A 20,424-nucleotide genomic window follows, 5' to 3' on the forward strand; every position below is an offset into this window, starting at 1 on the left:
GAAATAAAGCTAAGAGAGGATATAGAAAAATGAGCATAGTAAACGAATTAGTAAACCGTATAGATGAGACATATGACGTATCACAAATTGAAAAAGAAATTAAATTAGACAATATTGCGTTAAGTGATTTAGAACTATTGGCGATAGGTGGATATAGCCCCCTTACTGGTTTTTTAGGGAAGGAAGATTATGATTCAGTTGTAGAAACGCTTCGTTTAGCAAATGGTAGTGTGTGGAGTATACCGATTACATTACCGGTAACAGAAAAAGTCGCAGAAAGCCTGAAGACTGGAGAGGAAGTAAAGCTTGTCAACAACGGAAATATATACGGTGTCATTCAAATAGAAGATATTTTTGTACCAGATAAAGAAAAAGAAGCGTTACTTGTATATAAAACAACGGATGAGGCTCATCCAGGAGTGAAAAAATTATATGAACGACCAAACGTTTACGTTGGAGGAACTATTATTCTAACAAAACGCTTTGAAAATAATCAATTTCCTTCTTATCATTTAGACCCAATTGAAACGAGGGAAGCATTTAAAAAACGTGGGTGGAAAACAGTGGTCGGATTTCAAACGAGAAACCCGGTACATCGTGCCCATGAGTATATTCAAAAATCTGCTCTTGAAATTGTAGATGGTCTCTTTTTAAATCCGCTCGTCGGAGAAACGAAATCGGATGATATTCCTGCTGATGTAAGAATGGAAAGCTATGAAGTACTTCTTCAAAACTATTATCCGAAAAATCGTGTCTTTTTAAGTGTATTTCCTGCTGCCATGCGTTACGCAGGACCAAGGGAAGCGATATTTCATGCGTTAGTAAGAAAGAATTTTGGATGTACCCACTTTATAGTAGGGCGTGATCATGCTGGAGTAGGAGATTATTACGGAACGTATGAAGCGCAAGAAATCTTCACAAATTTTACGATAGAAGAGTTAGGAATTACACCACTATTCTTTGAACATAGTTTTTACTGCACGAAATGTGAAGCGATGGCTTCAACGAAAACATGTCCGCACGGAAAAGAAGATCATGTTATTTTATCGGGTACGAAAGTAAGAGAATTATTAAGAAACGGTGAGATTCCGCCAAGTACATTTAGTCGTAAAGAAGTAGTGGAAGTGCTAATTAAAGGTTTGAAAAAAGAAGTAGTAACAGAATAGGGAGAGAACGAGATGGATACGAATATTACTTGGCACACAGCTTCGGTTTCAAAAGATGAGAGAAGAGTGAAGAATGGACATCATAGTTTTGTAATTTGGTTTACTGGTTTATCAGCTTCGGGTAAATCTACAGTAGCGAATGCGGTCGCTCGTAAACTTTTTGAAAAGAATATTGGAAATTATGTGTTGGATGGGGATAACATTCGCCACGGTTTAAATAAAGACTTAGGATTTTCTGAAAGTGATCGCATGGAAAATATAAGACGTATTGGCGAAGTGGCAAAGTTATTTGTAGATCAAGGAGCAGTTGTCCTTACAGCATTTATTTCACCATTTCGAGTAGACCGCAAACAAGTAAGAGATTTATTAGAGGCAGATGAATTTATTGAAATTTTTGTGAAGTGTCCGATTGAACAGTGTGAGAAACGTGATCCGAAAGGACTTTATAAAAAGGCAAGGAAAGGTGATATTAAGGATTTCACAGGTATTGATTCGCCTTATGAAGAGCCAGAGCAAGCGGAATTAATTGTAGAAACGCACAAATATTCTATTGAAGAATGTGCAGAACAAATCGTGAAGTACTTACAAGAGCGTAGTTTTATATAGGGGGATAAACAATGAGTTATGAAAAAGTATGGGCTAACAATGAAAAATTAAATCAGACCGAGAAAAATAAATTAGAAAAAGATGGCTTAGAAATTTTCAATGATATTCCTTACTATGCGGAAAATGGTTTCAAATCTATTCCGAAAGAAGAGTGGGATGCCTTTAAATGGGCAGGCTTGTATTTACAAAGACCGAAAGAAGCTGGTTATTTTATGATGCGGGTAAATATTCCGTCGGGGATTATTACAAATGCACAGGCAGAAGTACTTGCTTCTATCGCTGAAGATTATGGACGTGATGTAATAGATATTACGACGAGACAGGCGATTCAGTTTCACTGGTTAGAAATTCAGCAAATTCCAGATATTTTTAAAAGATTAGCAAGAGTTGGGTTATCTTCAGCGGGGGCTTGTGGTGATATAACGCGGAATATTACAGGTAATCCGCTTGCTGGCATTGATGCAAATGAACTATTCGATACAACGCATATTGTAAAAGAAGTATATGATTACTTCCAACATAATGAAGAGTTTTCTAACTTGCCACGCAAATTTAAAATGTCTATTAGTTCTAATATTTATAATTCAGCAAACGCAGAAATTAACTGTGTTGCATTTACGCCTGCAACGAAAGAAATAGATGGTGAGAAAAAAGTTGGTTTTCATATAAAAGTAGGTGGAGGATTATCAGCTCGACCGTATTTAGCTGATGAATTAGATGTATTCGTTTTACCAGAAGAAGTGAAGGCGGTGGCGATTGCAATTGCTACTATATTCCGTGATTTTGGATATCGTGAAAAACGTCATTTAGCTCGGTTGAAATTTCTTGTTGCGGACTGGGGAGCAGAGAAATTTAAAGAGAAACTAATAGAGTATACAGGGCCTTTACAAAGTAAAGGGGAAAGTGCACTCAAAGGATGGAATGCAGGCTATTTTTATGGTGTTCAAGACCAAAAACAAAAGGGATTAAAATATGTAGGTTTTAATGTACCGGTAGGTCGTTTACATGCAGAAGAAATGTTTGAGATTGCAAGAATTGCAAAGCGATATGGAAATGGACAAATTCGTACATGTAACTCGCAAAACTTCATTATTCCGAACGTTCCTCCGGAAAATGTAAAAGGATTACTTAGTGAACCGCTGTTTGAAGCGATATCTGCTAGCCCGAAATCATTTATTGGTTATGCGGTTTCATGTACCGGTATTGAATATTGTAATCTTGCACTAGTAGAAACGAAAGAAAGATTAAGAAAAATTGCAGAATACTTAGATACACAAATTGCACTCGATGTTCCAGTTCGAATTCATATGGTAGGCTGCCCGAATTCATGTGGTCAACGTCAAATTGCTGACATTGGGTTACAAGGGGTGAAAATGAAAACGAAGGAAAAAGGCATTGTTGAAGCGTTTGAAATATACGTAGGTGGAACATTGTTAGATGGCGGTGCCTACAATCAAAAGTTAAAAGGAAAAATAGATGGCGAGGATCTACCTGATGTACTCGCATCATTTATAAGTTATTTCAAAGAGAACAAATTACCAGCCGAAACATTTTATGATTTTGTAGGTCGTGTTGGTATAGAGACATTACAAATAGCGTTAAATAACGTGTTAGAAGAAGTAATAGCGTCTTAGGAGGGGCAATATGGATTTATATCGATTTGAAGCGGTATTAGTGAGTAGCATTGTTCCAATTGTTGTTGTTGCTGAAAGTGAAGAACAGGCATTTAAGATGGCGGAGATGGAGCTTGAAAAACATTTTTTACCGTTACCAGAGGTAAAGGAGATTGCTTTATTTGAAAAAAAGAAGATTCGAAAAAGCGCGGCCTTTGTTATTCATGAGTAAGGAACATTGAAATATGAAGAAATGAAAACTTCCATTCATATATAAGGATGGAAGTTTCACTTTAATAGTAGAAATGAGGAGAGATGATGGGGAAGGTTTATATTGTTGGAGCGGGTCCTGGTGATCCAGATTTAATTACTGTTAAAGGATTGAAATGTATTGAGAAGGCAGATGTTATTTTATACGACCGTCTTGTGAATAAAGAGCTGCTTTCACACGCAAAGCCTGACGCGGATTTGATTTATTGCGGGAAACTCCCGAATTATCACACGATGAAGCAAGAAACAATTAATATATTTCTTATTAAGTATGCGAAAAAAGGAAAAGTTGTAACAAGGCTTAAGGGCGGCGATCCATTTGTGTTTGGTAGAGGGGGAGAAGAAGCCGAAGCATTAGCAAAGCAAGGTGTACCATTTGAAATCGTCCCAGGTATTTCGTCTGGAATAGCCGCACCTGCTTATGCTGGTATTCCAGTGACGCACCGTGATGCAAGTGCAAGTTTTGCTATTGTGACTGGGCATAGGAAAGAAGGTGCTGAAGAAGAAGTGAAATGGGAAAGTTTAGCGAAAGGTGTAGAGACTTTAGCGGTATATATGGGGGTTAGTAATTTGCTCTACATATGTGAGCAACTTATGAAGCATGGAAAAGATAAAAGTACGCCAGCTGCTATTATTGAGCAGGGGACGACGTCTATGCAGCGCACAGTTGTTGGAACGTTAGGGACAATTGTAGATGTTGCGAAAAAAGAGCAAATTCAAAATCCGAGCATGATTGTAATTGGAGAAGTTGTCCGTTTTAGAGAAAAAATTCATTGGTTTGAGAAGCAGACAGAAAATGCTTATCAAGTAAGTGGAGTGTTGTAAAATGAAAGCCGTTTTATATATATGTCATGGAAGTCGTTTGAAGACAGCGAAAGAAGAGGCGATTCAATTTATTACATCGTGTATGAGCCGTATAGAAGCGACTATTCAAGAAGTTTGTTTTTTAGAGTTAGCGAATCCTTCTATTGAAGATGGTTTTCGTACATGTGTGAAGCGTGGGGCCACAGAGATTATTGCTATCCCTGTTTTTTTATTAGCGGCAGGTCATGTGAAGAAAGATATTCCGTTTGAATTGGTAAAGCTCAAGAATCAATATCCAAATGTTAAAGTGACGTATGGTAATCCGTTTGGTGTATCAGAAACACTTGTTAAATCGGTGTATAGCGGAAGTGGCATCGAACAGGAAGATAAAAATGAAGTGACGTTACTTCTCGTTGCAAGAGGGAGTGGTGATCCTGAAGTATTAAGAGATATAAACTGGATTGCTTCTTTATTTCAAACAAAAGAGAAGGTTAAAAAAGTAGAAGTTTGTTATTTAGCGGCTGCAGATCCAAAATTTGAGGAGAAGTTAAAGGAAGTTGTAGAACGAAAAGAAAAGAACATCGTTGTACTGCCTTACTTGTTATTTACAGGTTTACTTATGAAACATATTGAGAAAGAAGTGCGCCAATATGAATTGGAAGAGATAAAAATCAGTCCATATTTAGGGAAGAATGAAGCGTTTCAAGATATGTTAATTCAGAAAACGACGGAGTTATTGAAAGAAGATCAGTATGTATCCACTTACAGTGCGAGTTAATGAGAAACGCGTTGTTGTTATTGGCGGGGGAAAAGTTGCAGGATTTAAAATTATTCCTTTACTCAAACAGGGTGCGAATATAGTTGTGATAAGTCCAGAATTAGATGCGAATTTAGTAAAACTTGTGGAAGAAAAGAAAATTCGTTGGTATCAAAGAGAATATGAAAAAAGTGATATTAAAAGTGCTTTTTTAGTTGTTGCAGCAAGTAGTGATTCAATATTAAATGAACAAGTTGCTGAAGATGCCGCTGAGAATCAATTAGTAAATGTTATTACAAATCCGGAAAGTGGTAATGTTCATTTTCCGGCAGCGATTCATCGTGGTTTACTTAATATAGCAGTTTCTACTGGGGGAGCGAGCCCGAAGCTCGCAAAAAAAATTCGAGATGATATTGCAAATAAATATGATGAGACATATGAATCGTATTTAGATTTTTTATATGAAGTAAGGTTGAAGTTAAAAGATTTACAGTTAGAAAAGAGGGAACGAAATATATTGCTCCAAGAAGTGTTGAAATCAGTATATGTGCAAAACGAGGGGAAAAGAGAAAGTTTTTTACGAGAATTAGAGGAAAAGATTTTAAAATAATAAAAGATAAAGTGCGCTTTACAAATATAAAAATATAATTTATAATCACAAGTAACTTCAATAGATGAAATCGATGAGCAAGAAGAGTACGTATATTTGATGCGTTCAGAGAGCCGGGGTTAGGTGGGAGCCCGGTACGATAAAATATACAGAATGGGCTTGCGAGAGGTATGTTGAACATTGTAGTAGGCAACCCGGGTTCCGCCGTTAAAAGGATAGAGTATCGGAATTATTCCTGTACTTGAACAAGTGGGATTTATCAATCCAATTGAGGTGGTACCACGGTATTTACATTACATATATCGTCCTCTACATGCATATTTGCGTGTAGGGGACTTTTTTATTTTCTAAAGGAGGTGTGCGAGTATGAAATGAAAGTGTATAATTAACAAAAGTTTAAATATTCAGAAAAGGAGATTTTATGATGAAAGAAACACAGCAATGGACGTCGAAAATAGGCTTTGTACTCGCAGCAGCCGGAGCCGCAGTAGGTCTTGGTGCGATATGGAAATTTCCATATGTTGCAGGTAATGGCGGGGGAGGCGCATTCTTCCTTGTATTTTTACTATTAACTTTATTTATAGGTATGCCTCTTCTAATAGCGGAGTTTGTTATTGGACGTAGCACGCAAAAAGAGGCGGTTACAGCTTATAAAGTACTAGTGCCAAATAGCAAATTATATCCTTGGATTGGTCGTATGGGAGTTGTTACTTGTTTTAGTGTACTATCTTTTTATAGTGTTGTAGGTGGATGGATTTTACTTTATTTATATTATAGTGTGACAGGAAGTTTCTGGAATGGAGTAGCTGATTATGGACAATTGTTCGGTGAAACGATTTCCAATCCATTAAGTGCGATTGGAGCGCAATTTATCTTTATGCTTTGTACGATTTTTGTTGTAAGTAAAGGTGTAGAGAAAGGTATAGAAAAGGCAAGTAAGTACATGATGCCGCTATTATTTATTTTATTTATTGCGATTATTGTTCGTGCGTTAACACTCGATGGTGCTTTTGCTGGAGTAGAGTTCTTCTTAAAGCCAGATTTTTCAAAGCTTACAGCAGATACGATTTTATATGCGATGGGACAATCTTTCTTCTCGCTAACAGTAGGTGCCTCAGTAATGGTAACGTATAGTTCGTATTTAAAGAAAGAGGAACATTTAGCGAAATCAGCAACATCTATTGTAAGTTTAACTGTTTTTGTTACAGTACTTGCAGGATTAGCGATTTTCCCGGCGATTTTCGCATTAGGAGTTAAACCGACTGAAGGACCAGGATTACTGTTTATCGTCCTTCCAGCAGTATTTGCAAAAATACCATTTGGTCAATTTTTCTTTATTATGTTTTTAATTTTATTCTTCTTTGCGACTTTAACATCAGCAATTTCAATGCTTGAAATAGTAGTAGCATCTGTTGCGAAAGGTAATGAGAAGAAGCGTCCATCAGCATCATTATTAATTGGTATTCTTATTTTTGCAGTCGGTATTCCATCAGCGTTATCATTTGGGATTATGAGTGACGTGAAAATATTTGGGAAAACATTCTTTGATTTAGTCGACTTTTCAGTAAGTAACGTATTGCTACCGTTAGGGGTACTAGCTATTTCATTATTTGTACCAAATAAAATGAGTAAAGAATTGTTGATGAAAGAATTAGAAGTGACGGAAACGAAAGGGGAAACGTTATTTAACATTTGGTTCTTCTTACTTCGTTATGTTATTCCGATAACTGTAATAATTGTATTTTTAAATGCGATAGGTGTATTTAAAATGTTTGCATAAAAAAAGGCGGGGAGCTCCCGTCTTTTTTATGTTGTTGAATGTAATAGATGATTATATGCTTTATAGGCTGTGGTGACTGCGAGGAATGAACCGATTAAAAATAAAACTGAGCCGCCAAATGTAAATATCCGGCTGATATATGTCGCTCTAGCTTCTTCTATTTTTTGTTGTAATTGCGTATTCATATGGATCACCTCGTAAACTAGAGGCATTTAGTTATAGTCTATGTAGAATGCCTATATTGTGTGAAGTATAAATAAAAAAACCTCGGTAGGCACCGAGGTTTTTTATAATCCGATATAAGGAGATGGGTCAACTGCGTTTGTCTTGCCGACATTCCATTCTCCAAGATGGAGTTCGAAGTGTAAATGTTGTCCGTATGATTGGCCCGTATTCCCCATAAATCCAAGCTGATCGCCTTGTTTTACAGTTTGTCCATTCGATACAGAACGGCTATTCATATGAGCATATACTGTCGTATATGTTTTTCCGTTTATACGGTGAGATAAATACACTACGTTTCCGTAACTAGATGATAATTCTGAGCGAATAACAACGCCATCTGCAGCAGCGATAATTGGAACCGTTCCCGAAGCAGCGATGTCAATTCCTTTATGGTTATCTAAAGAACGTACACCAAATCCGGAAGTTTTTGATCCGGCTGCTGGTTTGATAAAGCCACCGATATTTGTATCATGTGGTGTTGGGGCTGCTTGAGCTTTTTGAGCAGATTTAGTAGCTTGTTGCTTGCGAGCCTCTTCTGCCTGGCGAGCTTCTTCCGCTTTACGAGCTTCTTCGGCACGTTTTTCTTCTTCAATTGCTCTTTGAACAGCTTGACGTTGATTTTCTAAAATGCCTTTGGATTCTTCTAATCCTTCAATCTCTGAATCTACTTTTGCTACTTTCGTATGTAGATCGTTAATAAGGGTTTGTTGCTGTTGTTGGTTATTTTGTAATTCTTGCTGTTTTTGTTCTAGTTTTTGTTCAGATTCTTTCAGTTGTTGTTCTTTTTTCTCAACAGCTTCTTTTTCTGTTGTTACAGCATTTTGATCAGATGTTTGTTTTTTTACAATATCTGTATCGTTGTTTAATATTAAACTTACGGAGTACATATTATCAACAAGATCAGCAATGTTTGTAGAGTTTGTTAATACTTCTGTAATGATATTTGTACGCGGTTTTTCTTGCATAGATTGTAATCGTTGTTTAATAACTTCCTGACGTGTATCTATGTTTGTTTGTAATTGTTCTATATGTTTCTTTTTATCAGTAATTACTTGTTGCGTTTTGCTAATTTCCTTTTTTGTATCGTTTAATTCAGCCTCATTTTTATTAATAGAAGTAGTTAATTCATCGATTTTCTTCTGTAATTCTTGAATTTCTTTTTCTATTTGTTCTTTCTCGACTGATTTATTTTGTAAGTCACTTTGTTTGCCTTCTAATTCAGATTGAATATTAGATAATTTATCTTGATTCGTTTCAGCGTATACGGGTGAAAGTAACGGGGAAGCAAAAATCGTTCCTGCTGCTAAAACACTAAACGCTGCAAATTTCTTTTTCATTGTTGTCTGACTCCTTTCCCTATGAATGTTATATATCATAAGAAGAAGGGTGTCTATCGTTGTAATCATAATGTAAAGAAAAATTTATAAAATTGCTAAGTTTTGTCGGAATTTATCATTTTTCAACTGTAATTGTCATAGTGCTTACATTTTATTCATATGTGTAACAAAGGTATATTTTGGGATTTATCTGTAAAATAAAGGAGGAAAGTAATCGTTTTTATGAGATGAGATATTGCTTGGAAAGCTAATAAAACACTAGTGAGGAATCGTTCTCATGTTAGGTTTTCTGACATGGGTCTGCTTTTTGTCAAGAAAATTATTTGTGTTCGGGCAAAGTTATTTTGTTGTCAGATTTAAATTTTTGATTTATGATTTTTAACAGGGACAAAATGTAGTGAATTGTCGAATAATATGTAATACTCTTAATTTCAAGTTTTATAGAGATAGAATGAGAGATAGAGTGACACATCGAAGAGGGGGTTACAACAAATATGAAAAGAATAGGACTTGCATGGCAAATATTAATAGGACTTGCACTTGGTATTGCGGTTGGGGCGATTTTCTTTGATAATCCAGCTGTTGTGAAGTACTTACAACCAATTGGTGATATTTTCATCCGATTAATTAAAATGATCGTTGTACCGATTGTTGTAGCAAGCATTGTTGTTGGGGTTGCTGGTGTTGGCGATGTTAAAAAACTAGGTCGACTAGGCGGAAAAACAATTATTTACTTTGAAATTATTACAACAATTGCAATTATTGTTGGTCTATTAATAGCGAATATTTTCCAACCAGGAAAAGGCGTAAATATGGAGCAGTTAACAAAGACAGATATTTCGAAATATACACATACGACAGAGCAAGTACAAAGTCATTCATTTGCAGATACATTTGTAAATATTGTTCCAACGAACATTATGAAGTCATTAGCTGACGGAGATATGCTTGCTATTATCTTCTTCTCTGTACTATTTGGTTTAGGTGTAGCGGCAATTGGTGAAAGAGGAAGACCAGTTCTTCAATTTTTCCAAGGTGTAGCTGACGCAATGTTTTACGTAACAAACCAAGTTATGAAATTTGCACCATTTGGTGTGTTTGCACTAATTGGTGTTACAGTTTCTACATTTGGTCTTGCTTCATTAATTCCATTAGGGAAATTACTAATTGTCGTATATGGAGCAATGATTTTCTTCGTAGTAGTTGTCTTAGGACTTACAGCGAAAATATTTGGAATTAATATTTTCCAATTCTTTAAGATTTTAAAAGACGAGCTGATTTTAGCGTATTCTACAGCAAGCTCAGAAACAGTTTTACCAAAAATCATGGAGAAAATGGAGAAATTCGGTTGTCCGAAAGCAATTACATCTTTCGTTATTCCGACAGGTTATTCATTTAACTTAGATGGATCAACTTTATATCAAGCAATTGCGGCTATTTTCTTAGCGCAAATGTACGGTATTGATTTATCTATTACACAACAAATTACATTATTGCTTGTATTAATGGTTACATCAAAAGGTATCGCAGGTGTACCGGGCGTATCATTCGTTGTATTATTAGCGACACTTGGTACAGTAGGTATTCCACCTGAAGGCTTAGCGTTCATTGCTGGTATTGACCGTATTTTAGATATGGCTCGTACAGCAGTTAACGTTGTAGGAAACTCTTTAGCAGCTGTAGTTATGTCTAAGTGGGAAGGTCAATATGACGCTGAAAAAGGACAAGCTTATTTAAAAGAGATTTCTGAAAAGGGTCAAGCGGCTTAATTATAATATGAACAAGCTCTCACATAATATGTGGGAGCTTTTCTGTATATAGAAGAGGAGCAGACATAATGAAACGTAAATATGGTGACGGTTCTTCGTGGAAGAGGCTAATAGAGAAGGGTTATACGGTTAAGCAAGTGGAAGAGGGGATGCTCGGAATACTGGATATAAAAAAGGTGAGGAAGCCTAGTTGTAAAGAATATGATGGTGAAGAACTTTGTATTGCAGCGGATCAGTATATGTGGATTCAATATTTCATAGACGGGAAAAACTTTGCGATTACCGCTATGTTAGATGATCAGAAAAAATTAGTGCAATATTATATCGATGTGGCGAAAGAATATAAAATAGACGATCGTGGTTTACCTTATTTTGATGATTTATATTTAGATGTAGTATTATTATCTAGCGGTAAGGTGTATGTATTAGATGAAGAGGAGCTAGAGGATGCTTATAAAAGTGGCGATGTCACGAAGGAAGAGTATGAGTTAGCTTGGTACACTACGAAATGGATATTAGCTGCAATAAAAAATAGTGAATTTTATTGGATTTCAATATTAGAAGAAGAAATCGAAAAGTTAAAATGATTGTTGTATTCACATTTTTGTATAATTACCAAAAAAATCTATACAAAAAACAATTGACTTTTGTTTTGTAAGCGAGTAAAGTTAGGAAAGAAATTATTATTAAAAAATAAATATGAAACCTTCTTATAAAGAGAGGCGGAGGGACTGGCCCTACGATGCCTCGGCAGCGGACTCGATTTCAGAGTGCTGTGCCAAATCCAGCAAGCGTGTGCTTGAAAGATGAGAAGAGCGTTTCTTATAGATGTATAAGACCTCTTCTCATTGGAAGAGGTCTTTTGTTATTCATTAGAAAAAGGTTGAAACTAGGGAGAGATGGTACTTTGAAAGAAACGAGAGGAAATGGTTTAGCTTTATTACCACTTGGGATATTTTTGGCGCTATTTATTGGTTCTGGAATTATTACAGGTGATTTCTATAAATTGCCGATACTTGTAGCGATTTCAATTGCTGTAGGAGTCGCTTTAGTGATGAATCGTAAAGAAAGTTTTAATGTGAAAGTCGAGCGGTTCGCTAAAGGTGCAGGAAATCCGGATATTATGATTATGGTATTAATTTTTGTGCTTGCAGGTGCATTTTCTGAAACTGCTAAAGGAATGGGCGGAGTAGACTCAACTGTTAATTTAGCGTTAACTATTTTACCGCCAGGATTTATCATAGCTGGAATCTTTGTTATTGCTGCGTTTATTTCATTAGCGATGGGAACTTCAATGGGAACAATTGCAGCATTAGCACCGATTGCTGTAGGTATTAGTGGTCAAACTGATATCTCAATTGCGCTTGCGATGGCTACTGTTGTTGGCGGAGCGATGTTTGGTGATAATTTATCATTTATTTCAGATACAACAATCGCAGCTGTTCGTTCACAAGGAACAGAAATGAAAGATAAGTTTAAAACGAACTTTTTAATTGTATTACCAGCAGCTATTATCACAATTGTATTATTAGTAATAGTTACTTCAGGAAGTGATACGCAGGTTAAAGCGCATAGCTTTGATTGGATAAAGATTTTACCGTATGCAGGAGTACTTATTACAGCGCTACTTGGCTGGAATGTACTTATTGTATTAACTGGTGGAACTGTACTATCTGGTGTTATCGGTCTTATAGATGGAAGTTACACGTTAGAAAGTTTCTTTAAAAGTGTAACGACTGGAATGGGCGGTATGATGGAGTTAGTATTACTTGCTATATTAATTGGCGGTATGGTTGAATTAATCCAATATAATGGTGGTATTCAATATTTAATGAATGTATTAACACGTAATATTCGTTCGAAAAAAGGAGCGGAATTTGGTATTGCTGGTTTAGTGAGTATGACAAATATGTGTACAGCGAATAATACGATTTCAATTATCTTTACAGGCCCGCTTGCAAAAAATATTGCAGATCAATATGAAATAGACCCTCGTAAATCAGCGAGTGTATTAGATCTTTTCTCATGTTGTGTGCAAGGATTAATTCCGTACGGTGCCCAAATGTTAACGGCAGCAGGATTTGCAGCGTTATCTCCGGTTGAATTGTTACCATATGCATTTTATCCAATCTTAGTTGGAGTATGTGGGATTGTTTCTATTTTAATTGGGTTTCCAAGGTTTTCGAAAGTAGCTGAGAAAAAAAAGTATCATAAAACAGCTTAATTTAATATGAATGTTAGTAATTAAAAAAACGTGCAGAGAATAGACTCTGCACGTTTTTTTGCGTAAAGGGCTGAATATGACTCGGTCTTAAGTCTGAGTTAAAAACGGTTCTTAAGCTCGTTATGGAAAGATGAAAAAATAGTTAAGATAAGAGTATCAAATCGAAGGGAGGCAAGCACAAGATGAAACAATTTCTAGCGTTTATCGCAGCCGGTATTTTGGCTTTAATTGCTCTTGGTAGTCTTGCTGGTATTGTAGGGTTCGCAATCGGAGCAGGAGTTGTATATTGGAGCTATAAATCATTTGTGCGAGCTAAATCATTTTTTGGAAAGTTAGCTTGGGGTATTGTTGGTTTAATCGGTTTATCCATTGCACTTTCTCATTCGCCAGCATTAATCGGTATCGCTGCTTTAGTGGTTTTATATTACGGATACCGTGAGTGGAAAAAAGAAAAAGATGTAGTTGTTGAATCTGCTCCAGAAAGTTCTAAACCATATAGCAACTTTGAAGATGAGTGGAACAAATTAATGAAAAATTAAAACAATAAATCAAATTATAAATAAAGTAGAAGAGAGGAAGATTTATAATGAAACAATCTTTATTCGGACGTGTACGCGATGCAATTTTAGCTGATTTTCATAACGTGTTAGATGAGAAGGAAAGAAAAAATCCAATTGCGATGTTAAACCAATATTTACGTGATAGTGAGCGCGAAATAACAAAAATTGAGAAGTTAATTGAGCGTCATAAAACATTAAAATCTAACTTTGCTCGTGAGCTTGAGCAAGCGCGTTATTTCGTTAATAAAAGATCAAAGCAAGCTATCATTGCTCAAGAAGCAGGCGAATTACAATTGCATGAACGTGCTTTAGAAGAGGTAGCTTATTATGAAGGGCAAGTAACTCGATTAGAAGAAATGTATGCAGGTGTTGTAGAGCAAATTGATGAGTTAGAGCGTCGTCTTTCTGAAATGAAAAATAAGTTAAAAGAAATGCACGCAAAGCGTATGGAACTAATGGCACGTGAAAATATGGCACATGCAAATCGTCGTATGAATACTGCGATGCATAAAATGGATGAAAATAATCCGTTCTTACGATTTGAAGAAATTGAAGATCACATTCGTGACTTAGAAACTCGTATGAATGAAGAGCATGAGCGTGACACATTTGATATGAAAATTGCAAAACTTGAGCGTGAAATGAAAGAAAAGAATGATATATCGTTAACGAAAGAGTTAACAAAATAATAGTAGTATATTATAAAACAGGCTTATGATATAGTGATAGGAGAAAAGGTGTTGGAAAGCAATGCCTTTTCTTCTATGTATATGTGACAAGAAGGGGGGAGCTGAAATGAAGAAACATTTTTCAAAGACACAATTAATGGGAATGCTCCTCATCATATTTGGATTCGGTCTTTTTCTTGATATGATACTTGGACATTTTGAACCAGGTGGTCTCATTTTTGCATTTATTATGCTTATGTTTGGAAGGCATTATCGTAAAAAGAATCGTTATGTACGGGGAAATGTATTTTTATTTGTTGGTGGTATCGTATTTTTATTTTTCTTATTTTCATCAGCAGCATTTGTTCTTGTCGTATTTGCTTGTTTAGCTTTAATTGGTTATCAATTGATTCAACAAGGACATCAGCAAAAAGCAATGAAGGTTGAAATTAAAGAAAAAGGGATTATAGACGAAGAGAAGCAAATATATCGTACAGAACCATATTTGAAAAATATGTTTGTAGGCAATGTAAGAATGATGGATCATATTTATGAACTTGAGGATATTAATGTTCAATATGGTGCTTGTGATGTGGAAATAGATTTAACAACTGCTATGATTCCAGAAGGGGAAACGGTAATTGTTATTCGGGGTGTCGTTGGTAATATTCGTTTATATGTGCCGTATGATATTGAATTGTCTCTAAATCATTCTGTTATTGTCGGACGTGTGCTCTTGCCAGGTCATGAGGAGACAGGGTTTAACCGCAATGTTACATTTAGAACAGAGCAGTATAAAGAGGCTCCTCGTCGTATAAAAATTATTTCTTCGCTTGTCGTAGGCGATACGGAAGTGAGGAAAGTATAATGAAGAAACAAAAAAATATTTCGTGGATGTATATTCGTTATTCTATGTTGTCCTCAGTTAGTATCGCACTCATTTGTACAATTGTATATGTATGGAAAAGCGAGCAACAAGTATATGATTTATTATGGAAGGAATCCATCGCTTCTGTTCCAATTGGCTTGTTTATTATGACTACAAGTTTACTTATCGGAGGAATTGTAGGATATGCAATCGGTTACTATATAGAGCAGCGTATACAAGGATTAAATACGTTTCTATTTGAAGTAGAGCGAGGGAATTTTCCGAGTGATGTTTCGTTTACTGCAGATGATGAATTTCATGAAGTGGAACGAAAAGTAATCGTTCTGGCTCGCCGATTAGAGGAGCAAGCTGGACTCTTTCAAAAAGTAACGAATGAACGAGCTCATTGGAATGAAGAGATGAGACAAGAAGCAATTTCTCAAGAAAGGCATCGATTGGCGAGGGAGCTGCATGATTCTGTCAGTCAGCAGCTTTTTGCAATGTCGATGATGATGTCGGCTATTAATGAACAAGTAGCTGAATTTCCAGAAACGACGAAAAAGCAGTTGCAACTCGTTGAAAATATGGTCGTAAATGCACAATCAGAAATGAGAGCATTACTTCTTCATTTACGCCCAGTACAGTTAGAAGGTAAAAAACTAACAGAGGGTATAGAAGAATTATTAACAGAACTGTCTAGAAAGCAACATATGAAAATTGAATGGTTAATTGAACCGATTCAATTAAAAAAAGGTGTAGAAGATCACTTATTCCGTATTGTGCAAGAGGCGCTGTCTAATACTTTACGGCATGCGAAGGCAAAGAAAACGGAAGTGCGCCTTCGAAAAATTGATCAATATGCGATTTTAAAAATCATTGATGACGGCGTTGGTTTTAAAGTAGGGGTTAATAAGGCTGGTTCATATGGTCTAAGATCGATGCAAGAGCGTGTTCATGAAATTGGTGGTACATTAAAAGTGCTTAGTTTTCCAAATAAAGGTACACAGATAGAAGTGAAAGTACCCATTATGATTGAGAGAGGGGGAGAATCATGATAAAAGTATTACTAGTGGATGATCATGAAATGGTTCGAATGGGTGTATCTGCATATTTATCAACGCAGCCAGATATTGAAGTAGTTGGAGAAGCTGAAAATGGAAGAAAAGGTTCAGAGTTAGCTTTGCAATTAAGACCGGATATTATTTTGATGGACCTTGTCATGGACGAGATGGATGGTGTCGAAGCAACACGTGCTATTATTCAAGAATGGCCAGAAGCAAAAATTGTAGTTGTAACAAGTTTTTTAGATGACGAAAAATTGTATCCTGTTATTGAGGCTGGGGCGACCAGTTACTTGTTAAAAACATCAAGAGCAAGTGATATTGCAGATGCTGTACGAGCTACTTATGATGGAGAAACAGTATTAGAGCCGAAAGTTACCGGGAAAATGATGTCCCGTATGCGTCAAAAGAAAGAGCAACCTTTGCATGAGGAGTTAACAGAAAGAGAGTCAGAAATTTTGTTATTAATTGCAGAGGGGAAAAGTAATCAAGAGATTGCAGATGAGTTGTTTATTGCGCTCAAAACAGTAAAGACACATGTGAGTAATATATTGAATAAGCTAAATGTAAGTGATCGGACACAGGCGGTTATTTATGCGTTTAGACATCAATTGACGAAATGATACAGTGAAACTTTAATCAGTGGGGAGCTATCCTCACTGATTATTAATTTGCACCGAATCTTATTATTGACGTCAATATATGTAAGCGTTATCATTAGGTTGTTAACAGTACATACAAAGGGGAGAATGTATATGTTAGTTCAAACTATATTTGGCATGGATAAGTCTAAAAAATTAGGGGATTATGTGAACGTATTACAAGCGCTTTGTGAACAATATAATGTTGAAACAGATAAAATTGCAATTATTGAGGCGACAGAAGAGTACTATTTATTTTTAATAAAGCAAGAAGATTGCTACGATGTTGTCAAAGTAGAAACAGTGGATACAAATATCGATTATTATACGAGAGCGTATAAAATAAGTAGTTTTAATCATACTGCTTCTCAAATGTAAAAAACTCCCTTTTGGGAGTTTTTTAGGATGCTTTTACTTCATGAGATTCGGTTAGCAAGGGGACTTTTTTCGCACCACTTAGCTTAGCGATTGTAAGGCCGATAAGAGATCCAGCTAATGCAGGTACTAGCCAGCCTATTCCTTCATTATATAAAGGGATAAATTCAAAATATGATGTGATAAATGAAACGGAAATACCACCTTGTTTTAATCCATCAAATACGCTTACGATTGCTGCTCCAATCAAAGCGCCTACATAAACGGAGCGATATCCACCGAAGTATTTATGAAGTAATGATAGTAGTACGAGTACAATCGCAATTGGATACACAACAAGTAGAATTGGAACAGAGATGGCAATGATTTTTGTTAAACCTAAGTTGGCAACTAGTAACCCTAAAGCACAAATGATACTTGCGAACATTTTGTATGAAAATGTAGTTAATAACGTTGAAAAATATTGGCTGCATGCAGATACGAGTCCAACACATGTCGTTAGGCAAGCGAGTGTAACGATAAGAGATAATAGAAGCAAACCGTACGGACCGAATAATTGTTGTACGATAACAGTAAGTAACTGTCCACCATTTTTTGCATATCCGAGAGAGACGCTAGTTGCCCCGAGCCAGCCGAGTGCACCATATACAAGTACGAGCCCTGTAGCGGCAATAAGCCCTGCTTTTGCTGTGGCGATGGCAATGGACTTACGATTATTCACACCTTTAGAGCGAATTGCATTTACAACGATAATTCCGAATGCAAGTGCTGAAATGGTGTCCATTGTTAAGTAGCCTTCCATAAATCCTTTGAAGATTGGAGAAGTTTGATACTCTTGCATTGCTGGTCCTGATTGCCCAAGTGGTGTGAATACACTTTTAACAAACAATAAGAAAATTGAGAGTAATAAAATAGGTGTTAATATATTTCCAATACGATCAACAAGTTTAGATGGATTCAAACTCAGCCAAAATACGATAGTAAAGAAGATGATTGTATATACAAATAGCACTAGGCTGCTAGAGCGGATTGTTTCTGGTAAGAAAGAACTAACACCCATTTCATAAGCGACATTTGCAACACGTGGGATGCCCATGGATGGACCGATGGCAATATATACAACTACCGTAAAGAAAATTCCGAATAATGGATGAACATGACTTGCAAGTTGCTGCATTCCATTTCCTGATAGAGAAATTGCGATAACAGTAAGTAGTGGTAAGCCAACTCCTGTTAGTAAAAATCCAATCATTGCTGGCCAAAAGTTTTCACCTGCGTTTTGCCCAAGCATGGGAGGGAAAATTAAATTACCTGCCCCAAAAAATAAAGAAAATAGCATAAGACCCGTGAAAAAAATATGTTTTTTTGATACAGTGTTCATTGTTTTTCCTCCTTTTTCATTCATTCATTTGTAAGAACACAAAAAAACTCGTCCCTAAAGAAAGGGACGAGTTATATTTACCCGCGATACCACCCTAATTTACACATGTAGAAATAAATCTATATGTATACGGCTTTGCAACGTACAACATGATACGTGTTCCTTGTAACGGGGGACGGCCGGTAAGAACTTACTGTAACATTCGGTTCTACTTCTCGGAGATGATTTTCGGTTACGCACTGAACGTTGGCTTTCAGCAAATCGCCAACTCTCTGGGGAACAGTTCTATAACGTACTCGTTCTCGTCAATGAATTTTTATTCAAGTATTCTGACAGTATTGTTGCATGTTTTTTTTAGAAAGTCAATATGTTTTTTGGAAGATATATTTATATACGAAAATATCGAAAGTGATATTCGTTGTTGTAAAGGGAATGATGAATTGTAAAATGGGAGTAAAAATTTGCGGAGAATTGTAAAATTTATAGAGAAAATTGATATTTATAGGAGTGAAGAAGGGATTGTTTGAATTTATAGAGAATAATACAACAATCCACTTGCTGGAAAGAACAAACCAAAAGAGGTGACTGAAATGCTTGCGATGGGAGTATTATTTGGCATTATTGCTATAATTGGTTTTATGTGGTTATATTATTCGCGTTCGTTTAAACAAGCAGAAGTTTTACTCTTTCAAAAAGGTAGTTTGTTGACAAATCAGTCTAGATATTTAGTATGTCCGAAGTGTGGAAGTGCACAGGCTAGAAGTGGAGGATATCAAGAGTGTTGCAAAATTAGATTATGAAAGAAAGGAAGCCTCACATTATTTTGTGAGGCTTCCTTCCTTACAACTTCATCGCGCTCCAAATTGTCCATCGATCTCTTTCAATAACAGGAGAGACGTTTTGTAATGCGGTCTGTATATGATGTAGAAGTTGAGAAAGTTCATCATCTGTTAACTCATATAGAATGGATCGACCTGTTCGAGGAGATAAATCTTGCAATAATGCTTCTACAGAATCATGTATTTTGCGTATTTCCCATTGTGTTTGTGTGGGAAGTACATGAAGAGAATGTTTTTGTAATTCTGTCTGTATAGTGTTGGTTTTTGGACGTCTTTTTGACTCTATTTCAATAAGTTTTGGAAATAGAGAGAAAAAATATCCGCGAATGTGTTCGGGACTTCCTGGAATTGTACAATCTTCAATTGTTCGATCTTGTAAAATAAGTACACCGTTTTTATTTAATATACGAGAAGCTTCACGTAAAAATGTAGGAATGTCTTGTAAATGATGAATAACTGCGCGAGAAATAACTATGTCGAATGTTTCATTAAGGTATGGGAGATTATGTGCATCACTGTGGACGAATGAAATGTTTGGAAAGTTTTTACAATTTTCTTTTGCAGCTTGTAAAATTTCTTTTGAAAAATCAAGTCCCACAACATTTTTTGCTCCCATAAGAGCGAGTTCTTTCGTATAAATTCCGCCACCACAGCCGATATCAATTATTTGCTTGTTTTGTATTTCTGTAATGTTTTTTACCATTTCAGCCCAAGAAATATGAGCGTTTCTTGTTGCATATGTGTACTTATTATTTTCATCATGAAAATTAATGGACATGATAAAGACCTCCTTTCAATGATTAGTATAGCGTATTTAATAGGATGTCACGTTTTTGTTTTATGTATGAAGATTATAAGGATTTCTTATCG

General features: G+C 36.0%; 22 protein-coding genes, 1 riboswitch and 2 other annotated features. Of the genes, 18 read left to right on the forward strand and 4 right to left on the reverse strand.

Features of this window, described 5'->3' with window-relative positions; all coding sequences use genetic code 11:
• Positions 1-29: 29 nt before the first annotated feature.
• From sat to CGQ22_RS17550, 8 genes are all read left to right on the forward strand, one after another.
• Entirely contained in the window at positions 30-1,166 is a 1,137-nt protein-coding gene (gene sat, locus CGQ22_RS17510; protein WP_000029487.1) for a sulfate adenylyltransferase, read from the forward strand.
• Positions 1,167-1,178: 12 nt separating this feature from the next.
• On the forward strand, positions 1,179-1,772 hold the full coding sequence (cysC, locus tag CGQ22_RS17515) for an adenylyl-sulfate kinase (RefSeq protein ID WP_000380505.1): 594 nt from the start codon (positions 1,179-1,181) through the stop codon (positions 1,770-1,772).
• Positions 1,773-1,783: 11 nt separating this feature from the next.
• Positions 1,784-3,406 (forward strand): nitrite/sulfite reductase, encoded by a 1,623-nt coding sequence (locus tag CGQ22_RS17520; RefSeq protein WP_000119627.1) that lies wholly within the window; start codon positions 1,784-1,786, stop codon positions 3,404-3,406.
• Positions 3,407-3,416: 10 nt separating this feature from the next.
• Positions 3,417-3,617: a DUF3906 family protein gene (locus CGQ22_RS17525; protein WP_000366922.1), complete on the forward strand. Its 201-nt coding sequence runs from the start codon at positions 3,417-3,419 to the stop codon at positions 3,615-3,617.
• Between the two features lie 86 nt (positions 3,618-3,703).
• Entirely contained in the window at positions 3,704-4,480 is a 777-nt protein-coding gene (gene cobA / locus CGQ22_RS17530; protein WP_000521254.1) for a uroporphyrinogen-III C-methyltransferase, read from the forward strand.
• A gap of 1 nt (position 4,481) precedes the next feature.
• On the forward strand, positions 4,482-5,237 hold the full coding sequence (locus tag CGQ22_RS17535; RefSeq protein ID WP_089149041.1) for a sirohydrochlorin chelatase: 756 nt from the start codon (positions 4,482-4,484) through the stop codon (positions 5,235-5,237).
• Positions 5,212-5,826, forward strand: a complete 615-nt coding sequence (locus CGQ22_RS17540; RefSeq protein ID WP_089149042.1) for an NAD(P)-binding protein — start codon at positions 5,212-5,214, stop codon at positions 5,824-5,826. The genes CGQ22_RS17535 and CGQ22_RS17540 overlap by 26 nt, the downstream gene beginning before the upstream one ends.
• Before the next feature lie 64 nt (positions 5,827-5,890).
• Positions 5,891-6,139: a binding site (T-box leader), on the forward strand.
• A 111-nt stretch (positions 6,140-6,250) separates the two neighbouring features.
• The gene (locus CGQ22_RS17550; protein WP_000665432.1) at positions 6,251-7,606 is read left to right on the forward strand and encodes a sodium-dependent transporter; all 1,356 of its coding nucleotides are present in this window, start codon (positions 6,251-6,253) and stop codon (positions 7,604-7,606) included.
• 26 nt (positions 7,607-7,632) lie between these two features.
• On the opposite strand, the gene CGQ22_RS32035 is transcribed toward CGQ22_RS17550, so the two are convergent.
• Together CGQ22_RS32035 and CGQ22_RS17555 are read right to left on the reverse strand one after the other, a co-directional pair.
• On the reverse strand, positions 7,633-7,791 hold the full coding sequence (locus CGQ22_RS32035) for a hypothetical protein (RefSeq protein WP_001095999.1): 159 nt from the start codon (positions 7,789-7,791) through the stop codon (positions 7,633-7,635).
• A gap of 102 nt (positions 7,792-7,893) precedes the next feature.
• Positions 7,894-9,168: a murein hydrolase activator EnvC family protein gene (locus CGQ22_RS17555; RefSeq protein ID WP_000726084.1), complete on the reverse strand. Its 1,275-nt coding sequence runs from the start codon at positions 9,166-9,168 to the stop codon at positions 7,894-7,896.
• 494 nt (positions 9,169-9,662) lie between these two features.
• Here CGQ22_RS17555 and gltP point away from each other — a divergent pair, with 494 nt between their 5' ends.
• The 9 genes from gltP (at position 9,663) to CGQ22_RS17600 (ending at position 17,337) form a co-directional block, all read left to right on the forward strand.
• Entirely contained in the window at positions 9,663-10,937 is a 1,275-nt protein-coding gene (gene gltP / locus CGQ22_RS17560) for a glutamate/aspartate:proton symporter GltP (protein ID WP_000821126.1), read from the forward strand.
• Between the two features lie 68 nt (positions 10,938-11,005).
• Positions 11,006-11,524: a ribonuclease FAU-1 family protein gene (locus CGQ22_RS17565; protein WP_000824650.1), complete on the forward strand. Its 519-nt coding sequence runs from the start codon at positions 11,006-11,008 to the stop codon at positions 11,522-11,524.
• Between the two features lie 120 nt (positions 11,525-11,644).
• Positions 11,645-11,750, forward strand: a riboswitch (SAM riboswitch).
• 94 nt (positions 11,751-11,844) lie between these two features.
• Positions 11,845-13,161 (forward strand): Na+/H+ antiporter NhaC family protein, encoded by a 1,317-nt coding sequence (locus tag CGQ22_RS17570; protein ID WP_000665488.1) that lies wholly within the window; start codon positions 11,845-11,847, stop codon positions 13,159-13,161.
• A 182-nt stretch (positions 13,162-13,343) separates the two neighbouring features.
• A complete protein-coding gene (locus tag CGQ22_RS17575) occupies positions 13,344-13,700 on the forward strand; it encodes a lmo0954 family membrane protein (RefSeq protein ID WP_000808640.1) in 357 nt (118 codons plus the stop codon).
• Between the two features lie 47 nt (positions 13,701-13,747).
• The gene (locus tag CGQ22_RS17580; RefSeq protein ID WP_000814126.1) at positions 13,748-14,410 is read left to right on the forward strand and encodes a PspA/IM30 family protein; all 663 of its coding nucleotides are present in this window, start codon (positions 13,748-13,750) and stop codon (positions 14,408-14,410) included.
• A gap of 106 nt (positions 14,411-14,516) precedes the next feature.
• Positions 14,517-15,257, forward strand: a complete 741-nt coding sequence (gene liaF / locus CGQ22_RS17585; RefSeq protein ID WP_000716094.1) for a cell wall-active antibiotics response protein LiaF — start codon at positions 14,517-14,519, stop codon at positions 15,255-15,257.
• Positions 15,257-16,312: a sensor histidine kinase gene (locus CGQ22_RS17590; protein WP_000744331.1), complete on the forward strand. Its 1,056-nt coding sequence runs from the start codon at positions 15,257-15,259 to the stop codon at positions 16,310-16,312. The genes liaF and CGQ22_RS17590 overlap by 1 nt, the downstream gene beginning before the upstream one ends.
• Positions 16,309-16,941: a response regulator gene (locus CGQ22_RS17595; RefSeq protein ID WP_000598709.1), complete on the forward strand. Its 633-nt coding sequence runs from the start codon at positions 16,309-16,311 to the stop codon at positions 16,939-16,941. Before CGQ22_RS17590 ends, CGQ22_RS17595 begins: the two co-directional genes overlap by 4 nt.
• Before the next feature lie 57 nt (positions 16,942-16,998).
• On the forward strand, positions 16,999-17,337 hold the full coding sequence (locus tag CGQ22_RS17600) for a DUF3922 domain-containing protein (protein WP_116777483.1): 339 nt from the start codon (positions 16,999-17,001) through the stop codon (positions 17,335-17,337).
• Between the two features lie 22 nt (positions 17,338-17,359).
• On the opposite strand, the gene brnQ3 is transcribed toward CGQ22_RS17600, so the two are convergent.
• Positions 17,360-18,715 (reverse strand): branched-chain amino acid transport system II carrier protein BrnQ3, encoded by a 1,356-nt coding sequence (brnQ3, locus tag CGQ22_RS17605; protein WP_001099173.1) that lies wholly within the window; start codon positions 18,713-18,715, stop codon positions 17,360-17,362.
• Positions 18,716-18,774: 59 nt separating this feature from the next.
• Positions 18,775-19,033, reverse strand: a binding site (T-box leader).
• A 272-nt stretch (positions 19,034-19,305) separates the two neighbouring features.
• Between brnQ3 and CGQ22_RS17610 the strand changes: the two genes are divergently transcribed.
• Positions 19,306-19,515, forward strand: coding sequence for a hypothetical protein (locus tag CGQ22_RS17610; protein WP_000880630.1), 210 nt, complete (start codon positions 19,306-19,308; stop codon positions 19,513-19,515).
• A gap of 40 nt (positions 19,516-19,555) precedes the next feature.
• Here CGQ22_RS17610 and CGQ22_RS17615 read toward each other — a convergent pair whose 3' ends face one another.
• Entirely contained in the window at positions 19,556-20,332 is a 777-nt protein-coding gene (locus tag CGQ22_RS17615; RefSeq protein ID WP_000026276.1) for a class I SAM-dependent methyltransferase, read from the reverse strand.
• Between the last annotated feature and the right edge of the window lie 92 nt (positions 20,333-20,424).

It is taken from the genome of Bacillus sp. M13(2017) (assembly GCF_002218325.1).
Lineage (GTDB): Bacteria > Bacillota > Bacilli > Bacillales > Bacillaceae_G > Bacillus_A > Bacillus_A thuringiensis_K.

Coding starts and splice junctions, on each gene's coding strand:
- sat (WP_000029487.1), top strand. CDS start 30: ATGAGCATAGTAAACGAATTAGTAAACCGTATAGATGAGACATATGAC.
- cysC (WP_000380505.1), top strand. CDS start 1,179: ATGGATACGAATATTACTTGGCACACAGCTTCGGTTTCAAAAGATGAG.
- CGQ22_RS17520 (WP_000119627.1), top strand. CDS start 1,784: ATGAGTTATGAAAAAGTATGGGCTAACAATGAAAAATTAAATCAGACC.
- CGQ22_RS17525 (WP_000366922.1), top strand. CDS start 3,417: ATGGATTTATATCGATTTGAAGCGGTATTAGTGAGTAGCATTGTTCCA.
- cobA (WP_000521254.1), top strand. CDS start 3,704: ATGGGGAAGGTTTATATTGTTGGAGCGGGTCCTGGTGATCCAGATTTA.
- CGQ22_RS17535 (WP_089149041.1), top strand. CDS start 4,482: ATGAAAGCCGTTTTATATATATGTCATGGAAGTCGTTTGAAGACAGCG.
- CGQ22_RS17540 (WP_089149042.1), top strand. CDS start 5,212: ATGTATCCACTTACAGTGCGAGTTAATGAGAAACGCGTTGTTGTTATT.
- CGQ22_RS17550 (WP_000665432.1), top strand. CDS start 6,251: ATGAAAGAAACACAGCAATGGACGTCGAAAATAGGCTTTGTACTCGCA.
- CGQ22_RS32035 (WP_001095999.1), bottom strand. CDS start 7,791: ATGAATACGCAATTACAACAAAAAATAGAAGAAGCTAGAGCGACATAT.
- CGQ22_RS17555 (WP_000726084.1), bottom strand. CDS start 9,168: ATGAAAAAGAAATTTGCAGCGTTTAGTGTTTTAGCAGCAGGAACGATT.
- gltP (WP_000821126.1), top strand. CDS start 9,663: ATGAAAAGAATAGGACTTGCATGGCAAATATTAATAGGACTTGCACTT.
- CGQ22_RS17565 (WP_000824650.1), top strand. CDS start 11,006: ATGAAACGTAAATATGGTGACGGTTCTTCGTGGAAGAGGCTAATAGAG.
- CGQ22_RS17575 (WP_000808640.1), top strand. CDS start 13,344: ATGAAACAATTTCTAGCGTTTATCGCAGCCGGTATTTTGGCTTTAATT.
- CGQ22_RS17580 (WP_000814126.1), top strand. CDS start 13,748: ATGAAACAATCTTTATTCGGACGTGTACGCGATGCAATTTTAGCTGAT.
- liaF (WP_000716094.1), top strand. CDS start 14,517: ATGAAGAAACATTTTTCAAAGACACAATTAATGGGAATGCTCCTCATC.
- CGQ22_RS17590 (WP_000744331.1), top strand. CDS start 15,257: ATGAAGAAACAAAAAAATATTTCGTGGATGTATATTCGTTATTCTATG.
- CGQ22_RS17595 (WP_000598709.1), top strand. CDS start 16,309: ATGATAAAAGTATTACTAGTGGATGATCATGAAATGGTTCGAATGGGT.
- brnQ3 (WP_001099173.1), bottom strand. CDS start 18,715: ATGAACACTGTATCAAAAAAACATATTTTTTTCACGGGTCTTATGCTA.
- CGQ22_RS17610 (WP_000880630.1), top strand. CDS start 19,306: ATGCTTGCGATGGGAGTATTATTTGGCATTATTGCTATAATTGGTTTT.
- CGQ22_RS17615 (WP_000026276.1), bottom strand. CDS start 20,332: ATGTCCATTAATTTTCATGATGAAAATAATAAGTACACATATGCAACA.